Here is an 18,335-nt window from a genome sequence, read left to right as displayed (position 1 = left end):
ATATATTTTTACCTGTCCGCCGGATAAGCCATCACACTCATCAAGGCCAGCTCCGGCTGGGTCGTGTCGAGCCTGCTATACTGGACGAACACCGGCACGTCGCTCTCAACCGTGATCGCGTAAGGCACCGCCGCCGGAATCCGTTCACCGTCCTTCTCCAAAGAAGAAGTGCGGATATGGCGGGTTCGCCTTCCCTCGACCACCTCCCCAATCCCTTCCAGCGGCTCCCGTTCCTCAAAGTAAATATTGATTCGCAGCCGTGCGGGCTGCTCCCCGCAATTCAGTACACAGATGCTCTCATGACTGACCAGCTCTCCGCTGCTGTCAGGCGGGATGTAGCCGTCGGGAATGACCCAGAAGCAGCTTCCCTTCTTCTCCCTGTTCAATGCTCCGCCATTCATGGCTCATCCTCCTTTGCCCTATCGGCACGGATCATCCGTCAGCCGAACGGATTTTCTTTCGTGCGCAGCAGCTCAGCCAGAAATGCCAGCGTGAGCCCCTGTCCCCAGCCTTGAATCCGCTTGTAAGGGACATCCCGGTAACCGTCAATGTCATTCATGACGGCCGTACCTGCCGACACGCCCGTGACCGTGCCGTCCTCCTTGATGCAGGACAGAATGCCGTCAATCGCCTTCTGCGAATATTTGTTGTAGAGTCTACCCTGCATCAGCAGTGCCGTTGCTATCCCTGCCGAGCCCGATGTTTCCAGATAGGAGGTTTCGTCATTCAGAACGGTATGCCACAAGCCTTCCGGTGACTGCAGACGGACAAGCGCGCTCATTTGATCACGCAGGGAACCGGCAATGATCATATAAGACGGATGCTGCACCTCAATCAGCTTCAGCGCTTTGGCCATCGTCAAGGCTGCCCAGGAATTGCCGCGCGCCCAATAGATGCCGGACATTCTGCTTTGGTTCGCATGGTCCCAGCCATGATAATACAGATTCGTATCCGGGTCCTGCAGAAATTCCTCGTGGCCGTGATACTGCTTCAGACCATCGTCGAAATATGCCTTATTGTCCAGCAGACGACCGATTCTGAGCAGGTAGTACCCCGCCATGAACATCGTATCCACCCAGGCCTGCTGTGGGAACACATCATGCAGTGAATTTACAGTATGCTGGAAAATCCCATCGGCAAACCGCTCCGCCTTATGCGCCAGAAATTCCGCCATTTCCTTGGCAATATTCAGGTAAGTCTCCTCGCCGGTCACCTGGTACAACGTCAGCAGGCAGTGCCCGATGGATACCCCGTTGACCGACAGCTTGGGCAATCCATCCTCAATATTCTCGTCCACCCATGCCTTCAGCTTATGCAGGTATTCTTCCTTCCCAGTGGCATCATATGCCTCGCATACACCGTAAAATGCCACTCCTCCAGGCCAATCCCAGCTAAAATCCATATTGAAGGTCCGGTCAACCACACGGTCAATGACCTGTTTCACGTGCTCCTCATCAAAAACTAATGCTGGCATTTCCAACAGCTCCTCCCGTTCATTGATCTGCATTATCACGTAACTACCAGCTATCTTAAATACATCAACAGCGGCTGAAGCTGAAGCTCACGAACAGCTTCGGCCACCAGTCCCGCAATCCGGGCAGCACCCGTTTCCTGAAAATGGGTGTTGTCCTCCATCCCGGCGGGAAAATTCATATATTCTCCCGGCAGCGTCCACATGAACAATTCCTTGCTGCCCTCCGGCCCTGCCTGTTCAAGTAAAGCACGTGTCTTCTCTGCCAGATCGATCAACGGAACTCCGCATTCTGCAGCCAATTCACACACCGCCGGTACATACTCCCCGTGCGTGTCCGCCAGCCGTCCCTCCGCATCAAAGTATCTTCGCTGCACCGGTGTAATCAGCACCGGCTGAGCCTTAACCGCAAGGGCGGCGTCAATATACCTGCGCAAATATTCCTTATACGTCGTATGCGGATCCGTGCTGCGCCGCGGGTCGGCCTTCTCGTCGTTGTGTCCAAACTGGATCAGCAAAAAATCTCCTGCCTTCATGCGGGACATCAGCACATCCAGCCGCCCTTCTTCAATAAAGCTGCGCGAGCTCCTGCCTGATACCGCATGGTTGTCTACACACACATCATGCTTGAACAGGGCGGGCAGCATCTGCCCCCAGCCTGCGTACGGGTAGCCTGAAGCCGGCTGATCCGTGACCGTAGAATCGCCGGCAAGAAAGAGCGTTAGCGTATTCGGGGAGGAGACGATTTCCAGCGCATTCACGCGCGGAGCCTTGCCCGCGAAGGCAAGCCGTAGCGTGCTTCCGTATACCTGAACTGCGAACCGGTGCTCCACAAATTGCCCTGCCGCCGTTCGGACCGGAGGCAGTATTCTTTTGCTTCCGCCCGCTTTAACCAGCGTGTGCGTATCCGCCAGTTCGTCTCCGGTCAGCAGGGTCACCCTATAGGTGCCATCAGGCAGGTCAACACGGAAGACGGCGCCCAGCGGGATACAGAAGCTGCCCCGCAGGCGCGACAATCCCGTGTCCCCTCCGGGAATATTCGTACCGGGAATATTCGTACCGGCCATATCACCCGACATCGCCCCATCTTCCTGCAGACGCCGGTCGCGTCCGTAGACGCTTCCGCCATCTTCGAAGCCATACCCCTTATCGGCATCATACCTGCAGTCAGGGCCTACGGCCCTGTAGCCTTCCGCCGCGGCTCCAGGCCCGAAATCGAACCGCCAGTCGTCTGTCCGAGGCAGCCCCCTATCCAGCTCCGCCTGCTTCCCTATATTCTGCGCCTGTCCACCGCTTGCCGCCGACAGGTCTGCAGCTTCCACACTCTTCATTCCCGATCCCCTTTCTCTATTCTTACATCCCTTCCTGGTACTTCCTCCGTTCACAGACTACCCTTTCAAGCCACTGGTGCTCATTCCTTCAACAATCTGCTTCTGGAATAAGAAAAACACAACAATGACCGGAACCAGACTCACGATCGACATGGCGAACATCCCGCCCCAGTTGGAGGCCGCCTCACTGTCGAGGAACATTTTAAGCGCCATGGATACCGTATATTTTTCCGGGGAGTTCAGATAGAGCACCGGACCGAGCAGATCCTCCCACCTCCAGTAAAACGAGAAGATGGCCGCCGTGGCGAGCGACGATTTTAGCAAGGGTAAAATTATTTGCGCATACAGCCTGAACTTGCCGCATCCGTCAATTGTGGCCGCTTCATCCAGCTCGCTCGGGATCGTACGAATAAACTGAATCATTAGGAAAATGAAGAAAGGCATCCCGAAAAAGGCAGGCACGACGATGGGAAGAATCGTATTCAGCCAGCCGAGCTTAGCAAAAATAATATACTGCGGCACAAGGACCACATCATGCGGCAGCATTAGCGTCACCATCATGAGCACAAACCAGAGATTGCGCCCCCTGAACCGCAGCCGGGCAAATCCAAAAGCGATCAGCGAAGAGGATATGACCGCCCCGATGGTCGAAATGACCACAAGCACAAGCGAGTTATAAATATATCTGCCAAAGCTGTAGCCAGATACTCCCTGCCAGCCTACCAGATAGTTCTCCCACTTCCACTCTGCCGGAAGCAGCGTGCCCGCCGTGATGAAGATCGTGCGGCTCTCCTTGAATGAGCTGAACAGCATCCAAATTACCGGATACAGCATCAGAATGGCCAGAGCGGCTACAAGCACGTGGTAGACAGGCCATTTGACCGATTTCCAGACCATAACTCAGCGCCCCCTTTCCGTTTCATAGAACACCCAGAACCTGGAGGTCATGAACAGGATAGCCGTCAGAATACCGATAATGATCAGCATCGCCCAAGCCATCGCCGAGGCATAACCCATATTGTTGAACATGAACGCCTGACGGAACAGATACAGAGAGTACAGCATCGTGCCGTCCATCGGACCGCCTTCGCCTTTGGAAATGATGTATGCAGGCACAAAGGTCATAAAAGCGCTGATCGTCTGCATAATCAGGTTGAACAGGATGATTGGACTGAGCAGCGGCAGTGTAATGCTGAAGAACTTGCGGACCGGATTGGCGCCATCCACGCTGGAGGCTTCATACATCTCATGGGGAATGTTCTTGAGTCCGGCCAGAAAAATAAGCATGGAGGACCCGAACTGCCATACGGATAGCGCGATCAGCATGATCAAAGCGGCGTCCGGATCACCGAACCAACGCACAGGCCCTGCACCGAACAGAGCCAGTATTTTGTTGACTACACCTTCATTGCTAAAGATGTTCCGCCACATAATGGACACGGCCACACTGCCTCCGATAATAGAGGGCAGATAATACATCGTCCGGTAGGTCCCTACCATCCGCGATTTTGTATTCAGAATCATGGCGATGAATAACGCGAAGATCAGCCTTAAAGGCACGCCGATGAATACGTACATAAAGGTAACCTTGACAGAGGTCCAATACTTCGGATCACCTGTAAACATTTTTTCATAATTGTCCAGGCCTATCCAGCGTGGAGAGGTGAACAGATTGTAGCTTGTAAAGGAAAGATACAGCGAGATGAACATGGGAACGAAAGTGAAAGCAAGAAAACCGATTATGAACGGACTAATAAAAGCATATCCCGTCAAATCCGCCCTCAGTGTAGACTTGAGCCTCACAAGGATCAACCTCCTTAAATGCGTACGGCCCTCCTACGGAACCGGGCACACGGTATGTCACGCTGTTGCATGCGGCGCATAAGGGACAGGCAGCGGACATCTGTCCCTCAGGCCTGCCCTTTATGCAAATCCGTACTGTTTTATCCGCCGGCCGATTACATATTGTTGGACAGGATGCTGTTCGCGTCGGCGCGGAATTGGGCAGCCGCATCCTCAGGCGTCATTTGACCGAAGTTGATCTGCTCTACATAATCGGTCAGCGTCGCAATGACTTCAGGCGATCCGACCGGAGGCGGCGGGCTCATCGGCGAAGCCTTCGGCTCCATTGCGGCGACGTAATCAAACACCTGCTGTGTCGGCTCACTCAGTTCGGGCGCGATGGCTTCCTTGATAGCACCGGAAATGGGCACGCCCCGCTCACCCTTGATCAATTTGTTGGCTTCCACATCATTGAGGAAGAAGTCGATAAACTTGGCCGCCTCTTCCTTCACTTTGGAGCTTGATGCAATAGACCAATACATCGACGGCTGCATATAGATCCCTTTTTCCATATCGGGACCGAACATCGGAGCCAGCTCCATCGGTTTGTCGGCTACCTGCTGCAGAGCCACAAATTGGTTGGACCACTGCCATTCACCGATAGCCTTGCCCTTAACAATTTGGTTCTCCTCCAGAATGCCTTTGATCTGGTTTGTAATTTCCGGTGATGGCGTACCGCCGCTCTTAATGGAATCGGCCAAACCTCCGAAAAATTCTACAAACAATTGGTCGTCATCATATCCCAGCGCGTTACCTTCCGCATTGTACAACGACAGTCCTTTGGTACGCAGGAAGTAGTTAAAGAAGATATCCGCCTGCATGCCGCTGTCGAAATGTACTCCCTTCGCTCCAGCCTGCTTGGTCAGCTCTTTATACTGCTCCCAAGTCCAGTTCTCCGGAATTTCCAGCCCCGTCTCCTTCAAGAGTGCCGGATCATAATGGAGCCCGAGCACGTTGACGCCTGTCGGAACCCCATACTGCTTGCCTTCGATCACACCTGTTTTCAGGACATTTTCCGCCACATCCCCAAGCTGGATCGATTGGTTCAGATATGGCCCCAAATCCTCAAGCTGCCCGTTCTTGGCATACTGGGTAATGTAGGACACATCCATCTGGATGATGTCCGGCAGTTGATTGGCCGCTGCCTGCGGGGCGAGCTTTTTCCAGTAATCGTCGAACAAAGCGTATTCCACGTCGATTTTAACGTTCGGATTCTTTTGCTTATACAAGTCGATGACCTGCTGGGTGTATTCACTGCGCTTATCCGAGCCCCACCAGGCAATCCGCAGCGTAACCTGACCGTCACCCGAATTTTGCCCACCATTGCTGGCACCGCCTCCTCCTCCCCCGCCGCTGCAGGCTGCAGTCAGCATGAGCATGAGAACTATGACTGCCAAGAGACTCTTTTTCTTCATGTAGCTCTCCCCTTTTCACTGTTATCGTGGAGCCCAATCGATTCATCCCCGTCTATTGTTAACGCTTTCATTGCTCCTGTATGTATTGTCTCAAATCGGTTAATCGTTTTGAATACACAAATCCGGCCTCAACTCTTCAAAAAACAGAGGGACCCGCTCGCTGGAGCCAGTCCCTCTGTTGATCATCATTGTGATTTAATATATTCGGATGGCGTCCTGCCGGTCCATTTCTTGAATACCTGGCTGAAATACTGCGCATTACCGCCAAAGCCGAACATTTCGGCCAGCTCAAACACCTTCACATCCCCGCTGCTGCGGATATATTCAGCCGCCTTTTCAATCCGGAAGCGGTTCACATAGTGGGAGAAGGTTTCCCCGGTGACCTTTTTGAATATTTTCCCGAGGTAGTCTGAGTTCATATACAGCATCTGGTTGGCGACACCGTTCAGCGAGAGCTCCGAATTGATATAGTTCTCCTCGATGATCACGATCATTTTCTCCACCGTGGAGGACTGGCGATAAATGTTTCTTTTATAGTACATAGACGTCAGCCGCTCCACCGCTTCTTTCACAAAAGCCTTCAAAGCCGGTAGCGTTCCGATCTCGGCGAGTTCCGCCATACGCGACGTAAATAGCAGCCGGTCCTCCTGCGGGCAAATGCGAATTAGCGCCGCATACAGTTGCAGCACATAGGAGCGGGTGACAGCGATTTCATATCTCTGCTGCGTCATGATATTAAATAACCGATCCACCTCAGCGGATGCTTCCTCAACGTTGCCCGCCTTCACCAGCAGGCAGAATTGGTCCTCATCCATTTCGAAGTCCGCATTCTCCCTCAGCTCCGCCGGAGCAATATCCTCCTTGGTGATCAGACTGCCTTTGCCCGTATAAAAGCGGTGATTCATGCAATGGAGCGTCTCCCTGTACATCCTCCTCGCATGCTGCATTCTGTCCGCTTCGCTGACGGCGGCGGTGACTTCCAGCTTGTAAAACCTGCTGAATGTGGTTCTGACCGTTTCGATATCATGGATCAGCGCTGCCGAATCGGCGGGATTCTCCACGACAAGCAGCAACTGTCCTTCAATCGTCGTGCTGAACAATCCACCCTGCAGCAGATCGGAGGCGATGTTCTGCAGGGCGAACAAATGCTCAGGCTCGTGCGCATCCTCCAACCGCATCATCAGCATCCTGACCTGCCGCCCGCGCAGCTCAAGGCCGAACAATTGCTGATAATATTCCAATTCACGGCTACCGTACGTTTTGTTCGTGATGAGCTCTCTGAGGAACTGCTCCTTGACATGCGGCAGCATTTTGCGAAAATCCTGCTTCATCCGGCTGACGAAGGTCTCCCGCTCATACTGCTCTTTCCGCTCTGACAGCAGCTCCTCCAGCGCTTTCTGGATTTGCTGCTCGTTGCACGGCTTCAGTAAATAATGCTTTACACCGTACTGCATCGCCCGGCAGGCATAATCAAAATCCTTATAGCCGGAGAGCATGATAAACCGGATATCCGGAAATTGCTCATAGGTCTTCGCGACAAGCCCGATGCCGTCCAATCCAGGCATGGAAATGTCGCTGATTACAATATCAGGCTGGATGTCACGGATTTGATCATAGGCTTCAATACCGTTGCGGGCCGTTCCGATAAGACGGGTGCCGGCGCTGTTCCAATCCACGACCTGGGAAATGCCGTCCAGAATGACACGCTCATCATCAACCAACAGCACTTTGTACATGCCGTTCTCCCCCTTTGATCAAAGGAATTCTTATCGTAACCGCAGTTCCTTCATCCGGTCGGCTGTCCAATTCAAGTCCCCACTGCGGGCCAAAAGTCAGCTTGATGCGTTCCTGAATGTTGCTCAAGCCGATGCCCTGTCCGCGCGTACGGATCTGGCCGCTCCTCAGCCTTGCAAGGAACGCTTCGCTCATGCCAGGACCGTCATCCTGTACCCGGACAAGCAGCATGCCATTTACCTGTCGGACAGTAATGGTAATGGTACACGGGTTGATATTGGGTTCCAGCGCATAATGGATGGCATTCTCTACAAGCGGCTGCAGCGTCAGCTTGGGGATCAGAGCTTCGTCCAGACCCTCCTCCACATCCAGGCTGAACAGGAGCCGTTCCTCAAACCGAGTCGTTTGGATCGTGACGTAGCTGCGGACGATGTCCAGCTCCTTTTCGAGCGGAATCAACTGCTCACGGAAGCTTGCCGCGCTGCGTAGCAGGAAGCCGAGCGCCTCCACCATTTCCGATATTTTATGCTGCTTGTTCACCTTGGCGAGCCAATTGACTGACTCCAGCGTGTTATATAAAAAATGAGGATTGATTTGTGCCTGAAGCGCTTTCAATTCAGTTTCTCTTAGCAGAAGCTGCTTCGCATAATTTTCATTAATCAGCTCGCGAATGCGCCTGATCATCTTCCTGTATGTACGGTGCAGCAGCCGTACTTCACTATGGGATGAGGGGGGAGTAAGACCAAGGGCCTCTTCTTCAAGCTTATCCAGATCCCCTTTTTCAATATTTCGCATTTGGCTGATCAATTGGTGAATGGGCCTCGTGATGCTGCCGGACAGGCGTGCCCCTAAAGCCAAAGCAATGAGCAGCAGCAGAACAAAAATAACGGTAACCAGCTGCTTGATCAGCGAAATACTGCGGAACATTTCATCAAAGGGAGTTGTATGTAGGTAGGTCCAGCCCGTATAAGAAGAACGAGCCTGTGCTGTGAAATACGTTCCTCCTGCATAAGTCGCAATGCCGTACGGCTGCTTCCGGTCCAGCTCAGATCTGAGCTCCGCCGGGTTGAGCATCGGCCTTTCCGGATAAATGAACTGGGTGCCGTCCGTAATCATCAGTTGACCGCTATCTTCATCGCGCACACGGTCATTGACGATACGATCAATACGAACACGCACAACCAATGTGCCGAGGCCCTTCAGAGAGAAGGAGGCGTCGGAGAACGATTTGAGCTGGCGCGACGCCAGCAAAGAAGACTGACCGCCGGCATACCAAGCGATGGAGCCGCTCTTCCCTTCCGCAAGTCTGACCAGATCTGACCGCAGCTTCTCAGGAATGCCCTCCCGGTTGCCTGCCGCCATGACATGATGCTGATTGTCGATCAGCATCATGGAGTACACATATTTCTCCGATCCAGCGAACGCGATGAGCCGGTTGGTAATCTTCTTGCGCAGTACCAATTTGGCATAAGGAGACGTCTCGCTCTCCAGCCGCCTGAGATATTCCTGCAACTGCTCATCAGACACAACCTTAAAGGTAAGCTGCTCCATATCCTTGAGCTGATTCTCTATACCGATGGAGGACATGTTGAGCACCTCAGACGTCTTGAGATACATCTGTTCATCATAAATCCGAAACACGTAACCCAGCACCGCCGCAAAAATAATAAAGCTGGCGAGCATTAGCATCGAAATGAGCAGCAGCATCTTACGATGAATCCCAGCATGTATGAAAGCGTTTTTAATTCTATGCGCCAACATATCTCCTCCTTCACGGTTCGTGCGGTGCGGGGAATGGGGCTTCGAATCGTTATTGGAGCTTTAAGTTAAAAAATACCCCATGCCGTTCGCTTCGGCAAGAGGTATTTTCACAAAGCATGTCCTGTCCTTCATTTCGATTCCCGCTCATCCGCGGGCTTGGAGCGCTGGGCCCTTCCCATGTACTCATCATATCGGCCGTCTAGCTCCTTGGCCATGCTGCGATATTTCAGCGTATGTTCCACGATCGGGTCAAGCTGGGTTTGAATACGAACCTCGTACTTTGACGCCAGGTTCATCCGTTCCCGTTCCTTCCCGTCATCCGTCTGTATCTCGCCTTCGGTCAGCATATCGCGCAGCTTTCTTTCCAGCTCTTCCGGACCATCCATGACTTCATTCCTCCTGTCCGGTTGCGCCCGCAGTCTGCAAAACAGCGGCCAGTTCCTGGTGAATCGCCCCATTGCTGGCGATCACATGCCGGATACCAAGATCATAGGGCTGGCCAAGCGTGTCGGTAACGGTACCGCCCGCCTCCTGCACCAGCAGTGCGCCCGCAGCAATATCCCACACGTTCAGTCCAACCTCCGTATAGGCACTGAGTCTCCCTGCAGCCACATAAGCCAAGTGCAGAGCGGCGGAGCCGACAGCCCGCAAGCTTCTGACCTGCGGAGCCAAAGCCTGGACGGCCCGCATGTTGACCGGCAGGGCAAAGCCGGGATCCGGTGGAAAGCCGACAGCCACCAGACTGTCAGACAAGCTTTGTTCCCCGGATACGGATATAGGATTACCGTGGACGTATACCCCTTTTCCCTTCTCAGCCACAAACAGTTCATCCCGCGAAGGATCGTAAATGACACCTACGATTACTTCACCCTTGTGCGCCAAGGCAATCGAAACGGAATAAAAGGGAAGCCCGTGCACAAAATTCGTTGTTCCGTCCACCGGATCGACAATCCAGAGATACTCTTCCTCACGCGCCGCAGCAAGCGCCTTGGCCGACGCTTCCGCACCGGGCCCTACCCCCTCTTCGCCGAGGATCGCATGATCGGGAAAATGGGTCTGGATCAGCCTGCGAATCATCTGTTCTGCACCTTTATCCACCTCGGTTACAAGATCCTGAGGTGAATGCTTCGTGCTAAGCTGCTTTACAGTCCCCAATCTGCTCTTGATCCACTCTCCAGCCTTGGAAGCGGCATTGACCGCCACAGCAGTGTAGCTTTTGCTAGATACGACATAGGGAACCTTCTCTTCGTCTTTCTCCTTCAACATGCTCACTCTACTTTCTATAGCAATCTATCGAGCAAATAAGCTGACTTTAACAGGATACGCCGTGCCCGATGCAAAGTTTCGCCTAAATTCGAATCCGGTAATGATGCCGTACAGCGATTCAATCCGTCAAGAGGATGCCTGTTCCCCGAAAAACATCTCATAAGCAAGCGCCGTCTGCACCCGCGCCTCTTCTTCGTTCAGCCTGCGGACGAGCACCATCTCGACCTCCGTGACTTCCTCATCCTGAAAATTGATCTCCGCAATACAGCCCATAATTTTGACAATAGCCACCGCAGTATTATCCGGACTGTATGCAATTACCTTCTGACCGGTCGGAAACACGCGCAAACCGCTTTTCACCATTTTGCCGCGACCATATTCCAGCAGCTCGTACAGCTCTTGCTCGCTTTTAAATTTGCATACAGAGTTAAACTCAGTCTGGAACCCCATCTCGGCACCTCTTTTCAAAAAAATAATTCAGGAAGCGGAAAAAGGGAGCCTGCACTCCCTTCATGGATCTCCTGCGGAAACCTAACTATTCTCGTAATTCAGCCTGGATCTGCGCTCATAGCGTTCCAGCCCCAGGCTTATCATACGGTCCAGAAGCTCTGCATAGGATAGTCCTGTCTCACGCCACAGCAACGGGTACATACTGTACGGGGTAAAGCCCGGCATTGTATTGACCTCATTGATCAGGAACTTGCCGTCGGATTTGCGCAGAAAAAAGTCGGCACGGGTAATTCCGCAGCCTTCAATCGCACGGAAAGCCTGCAGTGCCGCTTCGCGAATCTGATCCGCCATCTCCTCGTCAATCGGTGCGGGAATCCGCATTTCGGATTGGCCGTCCGTGTATTTGGCTGCATAGTCGTAGTATTCTGCCGAAGAAACGATTTCGCCCGGCACTGATGCAACCGGCTCTTCATTGCCGAGCACGCTGACCTCTATCTCGCGCGCATCGACAAACTCCTCGACGATGACCTTTATGTCATAGCGGAACGCATACTCTACAGCCTGCTCCAGTTCCTCCCGGTTTCGCGCTTTGGAAATGCCAACGCTGGAGCCAAGATTCGCCGGCTTCACAAAGCAAGGGTAACCCAGCTTATCTTCCATTTCCTGCACCAGGCCTTGGCGGCCGCTCTCCCACTGGGCATGATGGAAATAGCAGTATTCCACCTGCGGAAGTCCCGCCTGGGCGAACAGCTTTTTCATGACTCCTTTATCCATACCCGCCGCGGAAGCGAGCACGCCCGCTCCCACATAAGGCATATCGGCCATTTCGAACAGTCCCTGAATCGTTCCGTCTTCACCGAACGTGCCGTGCAGGAGCGGGAACATGATGTCTGGACCCGCCGACTCACCGTAAAGTCTGGCGAACAGGGAGTCCATAGCTGCTTTCGTGCCACCGGACGCACTCTCCAGCCTAAGCTCCTCTGCTGCATCAAACGGCGCGCCCAGCACCTCTCCCTTTCTCCATTCGCCCTGTTTCGTAATATAGAAAGGAATAATATTATACTTCCTGAAATCAAATGCATTCATAACGGCAAATGCGGTCTGCAGCGAGACCTCATGTTCGCCCGATTTTCCCCCGTACACCAAGCCCACGGTCAAATTCTTCTCAACCATATGTACCTCCGCTTTCCTTCTTCAAGTTGAACAGGCTGATGACGGCGCCAGCCGGTCAAAACTGGTCCGCTATATGATAGAAGCGATAGACCGTCTTCTCCGTCCATGCATAGGAATCACGGTAATCCCAGTAGCGGTGGCGCGCACTTACCGTATGGGCGTTAACAAGCGGCATGCCCCCTGCATCAAAAGCCGTCACGATGGTGCTGTGCTGAAATCTGCCGTTTCCATCCCAATCGTACAGAATGACATCCCCAAGCGTCAGTTGATCGGGCCTTGCTACTTCATAGGCGCTAAGTCCCCAGGTGCTGGAGCTCAGATACAGACCCAGACTGTTCGCTACGGCCCAGCTATAGCTCCATAATTCACGTTCGCCCGCCATTCCTTTATACCACCAGCCCGATTCTCTTCTACCAGTATAGTGGATAGGCGCTCCCCCTGCAAAGAGACACTGGGAGATAAAGTTAGTACAATCCACCTCAAAGTTCTCAAATTCAGGATTGGCCCTGTTCCACCATCGTTCCGCGTAGGCAGCGGCCTCCTCGCGACGGTACCTGTTCGATCTTCCACCTGTGCCAAAGCCAAGCACGCTCTGATTAAGCAGTGGCATATTCTCAGCCTGCAAATACGAAGCATGTTCAAAAGGCGCTTCAGCGCCGGACAGCCGTTGCTCACCGACCTTTCTCTCCACCTGTCTTACCTTCCATTGCTCGCCTTCCGGCTCGAACGTCAAACGCTCTTGCTCCACCCGTTCTTCCTGGTGGGTCATGCCGGCCTTATCATAGAAAAGCCGGACATGAAGAAGAACATCGGCAACCACTTCCGTTTCCGTCTCCCGGATCACACGCTCCGGCTTAACCCGCGTCTCGGCGCGAAGCGGAGTACTTCCCCGTTCTCTGTGCCATTCCTTCATTCTGACCATGCGTTCTCCCCTTTTCATCAGAAAACGCAAGTCTGTAATCACATTCTCCTCCTTAAGCGGACTGTATTCGACCTCGCATCTGTTGAACTGATTTACATATGTGAATAATGCCTGCTTCCAATCCGGGTTCAGCATGCTTCTCCCCCCTTTTCTACCCTGCCCGCCCTACCCACGGGACATATTCCTAGTATTATCTGTATGAGTGCAGAAGCGATCCTATGAAACGGCATTTCTTCTGGAATAGACCGTTCAAAAATCAGCGCTTTAATCCTTGTAAAGCCCTTTACGAATAAGAATGAAAACGGTATACTTATTACAAAAGCTCTGATTTTGAAATAGGGTTTCATCAAGTGAAACGACTCTGCCAAGGAGGTACTTTAATGTCAGAAAAAGACCAGTTTTCAATCGCCCGCAGCCTGGAGGTTAACGGCAAATCCTATCGTTACTACAGCCTGAAGGTTCTGGAAGAACAAGGGGAATCGGGGGTTACCAAGCTTCCTTTCTCTATTAAGGTATTGCTGGAAGCGGCGCTGCGCCAGTTTGACGGCCACGCTATTACGGAAGAGCATGTCAAACAACTGACAAAGTGGGCGGAAGAACGTGATGCCAATAAAGAAATCCCTTTCATCCCCGCACGTATCGTGCTGCAGGATTTCACCGGAGTACCGGTAGTTGTCGATTTGGCAGCCATGCGGGATACCGTTAAGAAAGCCGGCGGCAATCCGAACCAGATCAACCCGCTTGTGCCGGTTGATCTGGTTATCGACCACTCCGTTATGGTTGATGCGTTCGGCTCCAAGGATGCGTTGGATTACAACATCAACGTCGAGTTCGAGCGCAACGAGGAACGCTACCGTTTCCTGCGCTGGGCACAGACGGCATTCGATAATTTCCGCGCCGTTCCTCCTTCCACAGGCATTGTGCATCAGGTGAACCTGGAGTATCTGGCTTCCGTGGCAGCTACCAAAACCGTGGACGGCGAGACGGTTGTATTCCCGGATTCCCTTGTCGGAACGGACTCCCACACCACCATGATCAACGGTCTTGGCGTTGTAGGCTGGGGTGTCGGCGGTATCGAGGCGGAAGCCGGCATGCTTGGACAGCCCCTTTACTTCGTAACACCTGACGTCATTGGCTTCAAGCTGACAGGCAGTCTGGCTGAAGGCTCAACCGCAACAGACCTTGCTCTTACCGTTACGGAAATGCTTCGCAAGAAGGGTGTCGTAGGCAAATTTGTGGAATTTTACGGGCCGGGTCTGGCGAACATTAGCCTTGCTGACCGTGCGACTGTCGCCAACATGGCTCCGGAATACGGCGCAACGGTCGGCTTCTTCCCTGTGGATGCCGAGACGCTGGCTTATCTGCGCAGCACAGGCCGCAGCGATGAGCAGGTTGCGCTTGTCGAAGAATATTACAAAGCTCAAGGCATGTTCCGCACAGCGGACACTCCTGATCCGGTGTTCAGCGATACGATCGAGCTGGATCTTGCCTCCGTCGTACCGAGCCTTGCAGGACCTAAGCGCCCGCAGGACCGGATTGAGCTTACCCATATGAAAGAAAACTTCAACGGCATCATTCGCACACCTGTTGACAAAGGCGGCTACGGCCTGAGCGATGAGAAAATCGCGCAAAAAGTGGCGGTTACGCACAAAGACGGCTCCACAAGCGAACTGGGAGCAGGCGCGGTTGTTATTGCGGCGATCACAAGCTGCACCAACACCTCCAACCCGAGCGTTATGCTGGGTGCAGGCCTGCTTGCCAAGAAAGCCGTAGAGCGCGGCCTCGTGAAGCCGGGTTATGTGAAGAGCAGCTTGACTCCGGGATCGCTTGTCGTCACCGAGTATCTGCAGAAGGCGGGTCTGATTGAGCCGCTTGAAGCGCTCGGCTTCCACGTTGCAGGCTACGGCTGCGCGACCTGTATCGGCAACTCCGGTCCGCTGCCCGATGAAGTCAGCCAGGCGATTGCGGATAACGATATGACGGTTGCGGCCGTTCTGTCCGGCAACCGGAACTTTGAAGGACGTGTGCACGCACAGGTTAAAGCCAACTATCTGGCTTCTCCTCCGTTGGTTGTCGCTTACGCGCTGGCAGGCACGGTCAACATTGACCTGCAGAACGAGCCGATCGGTTATGACCAGCAGAACGAGCCGGTCTACCTGAAAGACATCTGGCCAACCTCCGAGGAAATCAAGGAGGCGATCAGCCTGTCTCTCAGCCCGGATATGTTCCGCCAGAAGTATGAAAATGTATTTACAGCCAACGAGAAATGGAATGCCATTGATGTTCCGGAAGGCGAGCTGTACGAGTGGGATGCGAACTCCACTTACATCCAGAACCCTCCGTTCTTCGAAGGGCTGCAGGACGGCGTGAAGGACATTCAGGAAATCCGCAACGCACGTGTACTCGCACTGCTGGGCGATTCCGTAACGACCGACCATATTTCCCCAGCGGGCAATATCGCGGTGAACAGCCCTGCAGGCAAGTACCTGAACGAGCATGGGGTGGAACGCAAGGACTTCAACTCCTACGGTTCCCGCCGCGGCAACCACGAGGTCATGATGCGTGGCACATTCGCGAATATCCGTATCCGCAACCATGTTGCGCCTGGCACCGAAGGTGGCGTCACCAAATATTTGGCTACAGAAGAAGTGATGTCCATCTATGATGCTTCCATGAAGTATCAGGAAGCAGGGCAGAACCTGGTGGTCCTTGCCGGTAAGGAATACGGTACAGGCAGCTCCCGCGACTGGGCAGCCAAAGGCACATTCCTGCTTGGCGTGAAGGCTGTCATCGCGGAAAGCTTTGAACGGATTCACCGCAGCAACCTGGTCGGCATGGGCGTGCTGCCACTGCAGTTCCAGGAAGGCAACGGCTGGTCCAACCTCGGGCTGAACGGCCACGAGACCTTCGATATTGTGGGTCTCGACAATAACGTGAAACCGGGCCAAACTCTCACCGTCGTCGCCAAGCGCGAAGACGGCACGAAATTCGAGTTCCCGGTGACAGCCCGTCTCGACAGCATGGTGGATATCGATTATTACCACAATGGAGGCATTCTGCAAACCGTACTGCGCCAAATGATCCAAAATGGACAGTAAATGATGTATATTTTGCACCCAAGCCCTTCAGGACGCTCATCGTCCTGAAGGGCTTTTTTTCGTGTGTCTGAAGGTCATATTCCTGATACATAGTTCCCATGCAGCCGGTCCATGATACGGGGCCTACAGGCCCTGTTTGTACGTGAGCGTTTTTTCATATATTGAGCCGTTTTTACTACGGTCCTCTCGAAACACAAGACCTTCTTACTGTTTTTAACAAGTCTTGTTTAAAACAGGAAACCTCAGGGTAATATTGAACGTCTAAGTAAGTAGAGGAGGAATCTAAATGAATTATAATGTGACGATACATACACTCATGCCGTTTAACCCCCAATACCCAAGAACGAACCAGACACCAGCCAGCAAGAAAGAAGACAGCCACGAGAAAAAAATCAGCTTTCAGGACGTGTTAAAAGAAAAAATGAGCCAAAAATAAGGCGCCCTCAAAGGTTTGAGGTCTCTTTTTTGTGTGATGAATTAATTACTTTCTCGCAGATTAATGAGGGATCGATCCTGGCCACCGGATTGCTGGTAAGTGGCGAATGGCTTGCTTTTAGCTGATAAATACAGCTAATCTTCGAAAATCAATAAAAAAATATCCCCCCCGGGGTTTCCCGGCCTGGCTGTTATGATAAGTTCCACTGAGCATTGTTGATACGTATAGCAGTTACTCTTCAGACATTATAGATTAGATAGAAGCCGAGTATATGGATAAATTTCTCTAATAATCGTTATATCTTTTACAAGTAACCTGTCGCAGTACACCTGAGGACAGGGGCGCACACCAGACTTTCATGATATCCGTGCTCCGAGGACTCCGGTTTATCATATTACCGCGCCGGCATTCCTCTGCTCGTCTGCTGCCTCAGCTGCATTGCTCACAGGTACGCTGATCATGCCGGACGATCGTTGTGTGCAGCTACAAAGGTTCGGTCGCCAGTCCAGAGCAAGCCGATGCTATCATCCGGAGACGTTACAGCCACGGGATTACAGGGTAACTTGTGCGCTGCTGTGAAAGCTACAGCCAGACCACTGGATGGCCGAGGCGGTTCGTACGGAGGGTGCGACGCTACGTGAGCTGCCGGCAACTCGGCGGAGCTACCAGCGAGCCCCACACGGATCCGTATCATACTACAGACTGCGCGGCGGGTTGCATGCCGGCGTTGTGCGGGTAGCTTCCACAAGGTCGCCAAGCTGCCGGCTGAGCTGCAGCTGCTCTTCGTGCGTCGCGCGGATCCGGACTGCAAGCGCGGCCGACGTCGTACCTGCCTGTACTTTCGGATTCTGTTTTGCCAGTCTGTCGGTGACCCATCTGCTTTCAATGCTGCATTTGCAGATCCCAATGCACATGCTGCTGGCCTCTTATCGGGATGTACAAGCCGACTCTGCAGTATCCTCAATATTAGGCTGCCGGTTCTGCGGATGCCAAGTTGCATTGATCGGCCGGGGACGGACAAGGTACATTCAACGCTTCAACCGGCGGTTCCAGGAGGTGTATGTACGGCTCTCCGGACACTGGCTCCAGGTTGCCGGCTGAGCTGCTTCAGTTGCCCATTGACTCTCTCGCCTGAATGCATTCTGAAAGCCCATGCGCAGCCGCTAGGTAGTATTGGTTTGCCTGCCAGCTTACGAGCTCTGCTCAATGAAATAGGAGCTACCGCCTGGTAGCTCCTTCAGCCTGTTGAGAAACCCTCAACAGGCTATTTTTTGTTTTCATTATTCATCTATTCACCGCGTTAATATGATATAATATAGTATCCTAACAAGGCGGTGGTTGCATGCTTCGCTCCAATTCGAATGTGCAAAATAGCTACGAATTCGTTTGTTTAGAAGAACTCGTCCCCCAAAATCATTTGCTTCGTAAGATCCATA

Annotated in this window: 16 protein-coding genes; 2 read left to right on the top strand and 14 right to left on the bottom strand. The window is 53.0% G+C overall.

Annotation, left to right across the window (positions count from 1 at the left end):
• Nucleotides 1–8: 8 nt before the first annotated feature.
• The 13 genes from OIN60_RS16235 to OIN60_RS16175 form a co-directional block, all read right to left on the bottom strand.
• Nucleotides 9–401, bottom strand: a complete 393-nt coding sequence (locus OIN60_RS16235; protein WP_305755935.1) for a sensory rhodopsin transducer — start codon at nt 399–401, stop codon at nt 9–11.
• A gap of 38 nt (nt 402–439) precedes the next feature.
• Nucleotides 440–1,474, bottom strand: a complete 1,035-nt coding sequence (locus tag OIN60_RS16230; RefSeq protein ID WP_305755934.1) for a glycoside hydrolase family 88/105 protein — start codon at nt 1,472–1,474, stop codon at nt 440–442.
• A gap of 50 nt (nt 1,475–1,524) precedes the next feature.
• Nucleotides 1,525–2,802 (bottom strand): rhamnogalacturonan acetylesterase, encoded by a 1,278-nt coding sequence (locus OIN60_RS16225; RefSeq protein WP_305755933.1) that lies wholly within the window; start codon nt 2,800–2,802, stop codon nt 1,525–1,527.
• A gap of 57 nt (nt 2,803–2,859) precedes the next feature.
• Complete coding sequence (locus OIN60_RS16220) at nt 2,860–3,699, bottom strand: carbohydrate ABC transporter permease (protein WP_305755932.1); 840 nt, start codon at nt 3,697–3,699, stop codon at nt 2,860–2,862.
• Between the two features lie 3 nt (nt 3,700–3,702).
• A complete protein-coding gene (locus tag OIN60_RS16215; protein WP_305755931.1) occupies nt 3,703–4,605 on the bottom strand; it encodes a carbohydrate ABC transporter permease in 903 nt (300 codons plus the stop codon).
• A 155-nt stretch (nt 4,606–4,760) separates the two neighbouring features.
• Nucleotides 4,761–6,059: an ABC transporter substrate-binding protein gene (locus tag OIN60_RS16210; protein WP_305755930.1), complete on the bottom strand. Its 1,299-nt coding sequence runs from the start codon at nt 6,057–6,059 to the stop codon at nt 4,761–4,763.
• A gap of 185 nt (nt 6,060–6,244) precedes the next feature.
• Nucleotides 6,245–7,795 carry a response regulator transcription factor gene (locus tag OIN60_RS16205; RefSeq protein ID WP_305755929.1) on the bottom strand — a complete coding sequence of 517 codons (1,551 nt, stop codon included), beginning with the start codon at nt 7,793–7,795 and terminating at the stop codon, nt 6,245–6,247.
• Complete coding sequence (locus OIN60_RS16200; RefSeq protein ID WP_305755928.1) at nt 7,773–9,554, bottom strand: sensor histidine kinase; 1,782 nt, start codon at nt 9,552–9,554, stop codon at nt 7,773–7,775. The genes OIN60_RS16205 and OIN60_RS16200 overlap by 23 nt, the downstream gene beginning before the upstream one ends.
• Before the next feature lie 128 nt (nt 9,555–9,682).
• The gene (locus tag OIN60_RS16195) at nt 9,683–9,940 is read right to left on the bottom strand and encodes a hypothetical protein (protein WP_305755927.1); all 258 of its coding nucleotides are present in this window, start codon (nt 9,938–9,940) and stop codon (nt 9,683–9,685) included.
• A 4-nt stretch (nt 9,941–9,944) separates the two neighbouring features.
• Complete coding sequence (locus OIN60_RS16190) at nt 9,945–10,820, bottom strand: inositol monophosphatase family protein (protein ID WP_305755926.1); 876 nt, start codon at nt 10,818–10,820, stop codon at nt 9,945–9,947.
• Nucleotides 10,821–10,946: 126 nt separating this feature from the next.
• On the bottom strand, nt 10,947–11,270 hold the full coding sequence (locus OIN60_RS16185; protein WP_305755925.1) for a hypothetical protein: 324 nt from the start codon (nt 11,268–11,270) through the stop codon (nt 10,947–10,949).
• An 81-nt stretch (nt 11,271–11,351) separates the two neighbouring features.
• Nucleotides 11,352–12,443: a D-alanine--D-alanine ligase gene (locus OIN60_RS16180; RefSeq protein WP_305755924.1), complete on the bottom strand. Its 1,092-nt coding sequence runs from the start codon at nt 12,441–12,443 to the stop codon at nt 11,352–11,354.
• 55 nt (nt 12,444–12,498) lie between these two features.
• Entirely contained in the window at nt 12,499–13,500 is a 1,002-nt protein-coding gene (locus tag OIN60_RS16175) for an amidase domain-containing protein (RefSeq protein WP_305755923.1), read from the bottom strand.
• 245 nt (nt 13,501–13,745) lie between these two features.
• On the opposite strand from OIN60_RS16175, the gene acnA reads away from it, so the two are divergent.
• Both acnA and OIN60_RS16165 read left to right on the top strand, forming a co-directional pair.
• Nucleotides 13,746–16,463 (top strand): aconitate hydratase AcnA, encoded by a 2,718-nt coding sequence (acnA, locus tag OIN60_RS16170; RefSeq protein WP_305755922.1) that lies wholly within the window; start codon nt 13,746–13,748, stop codon nt 16,461–16,463.
• Between the two features lie 286 nt (nt 16,464–16,749).
• Nucleotides 16,750–16,899 (top strand): hypothetical protein, encoded by a 150-nt coding sequence (locus OIN60_RS16165; protein WP_305755921.1) that lies wholly within the window; start codon nt 16,750–16,752, stop codon nt 16,897–16,899.
• A 695-nt stretch (nt 16,900–17,594) separates the two neighbouring features.
• Here the strand turns inward: OIN60_RS16165 and OIN60_RS16160 are convergent.
• Entirely contained in the window at nt 17,595–17,813 is a 219-nt protein-coding gene (locus OIN60_RS16160) for a hypothetical protein (RefSeq protein WP_305755920.1), read from the bottom strand.
• Nucleotides 17,814–18,335 lie beyond the last annotated feature (522 nt).

This window comes from Paenibacillus zeirhizosphaerae (genome assembly GCF_030705605.1).
Taxonomy (GTDB): Bacteria; Bacillota; Bacilli; order Paenibacillales; family Paenibacillaceae; genus Paenibacillus; species Paenibacillus zeirhizosphaerae.
The sequence above is the reverse complement of the archived record's forward strand: the minus strand, read 5'-3'. Positions and strand labels throughout refer to the sequence as shown.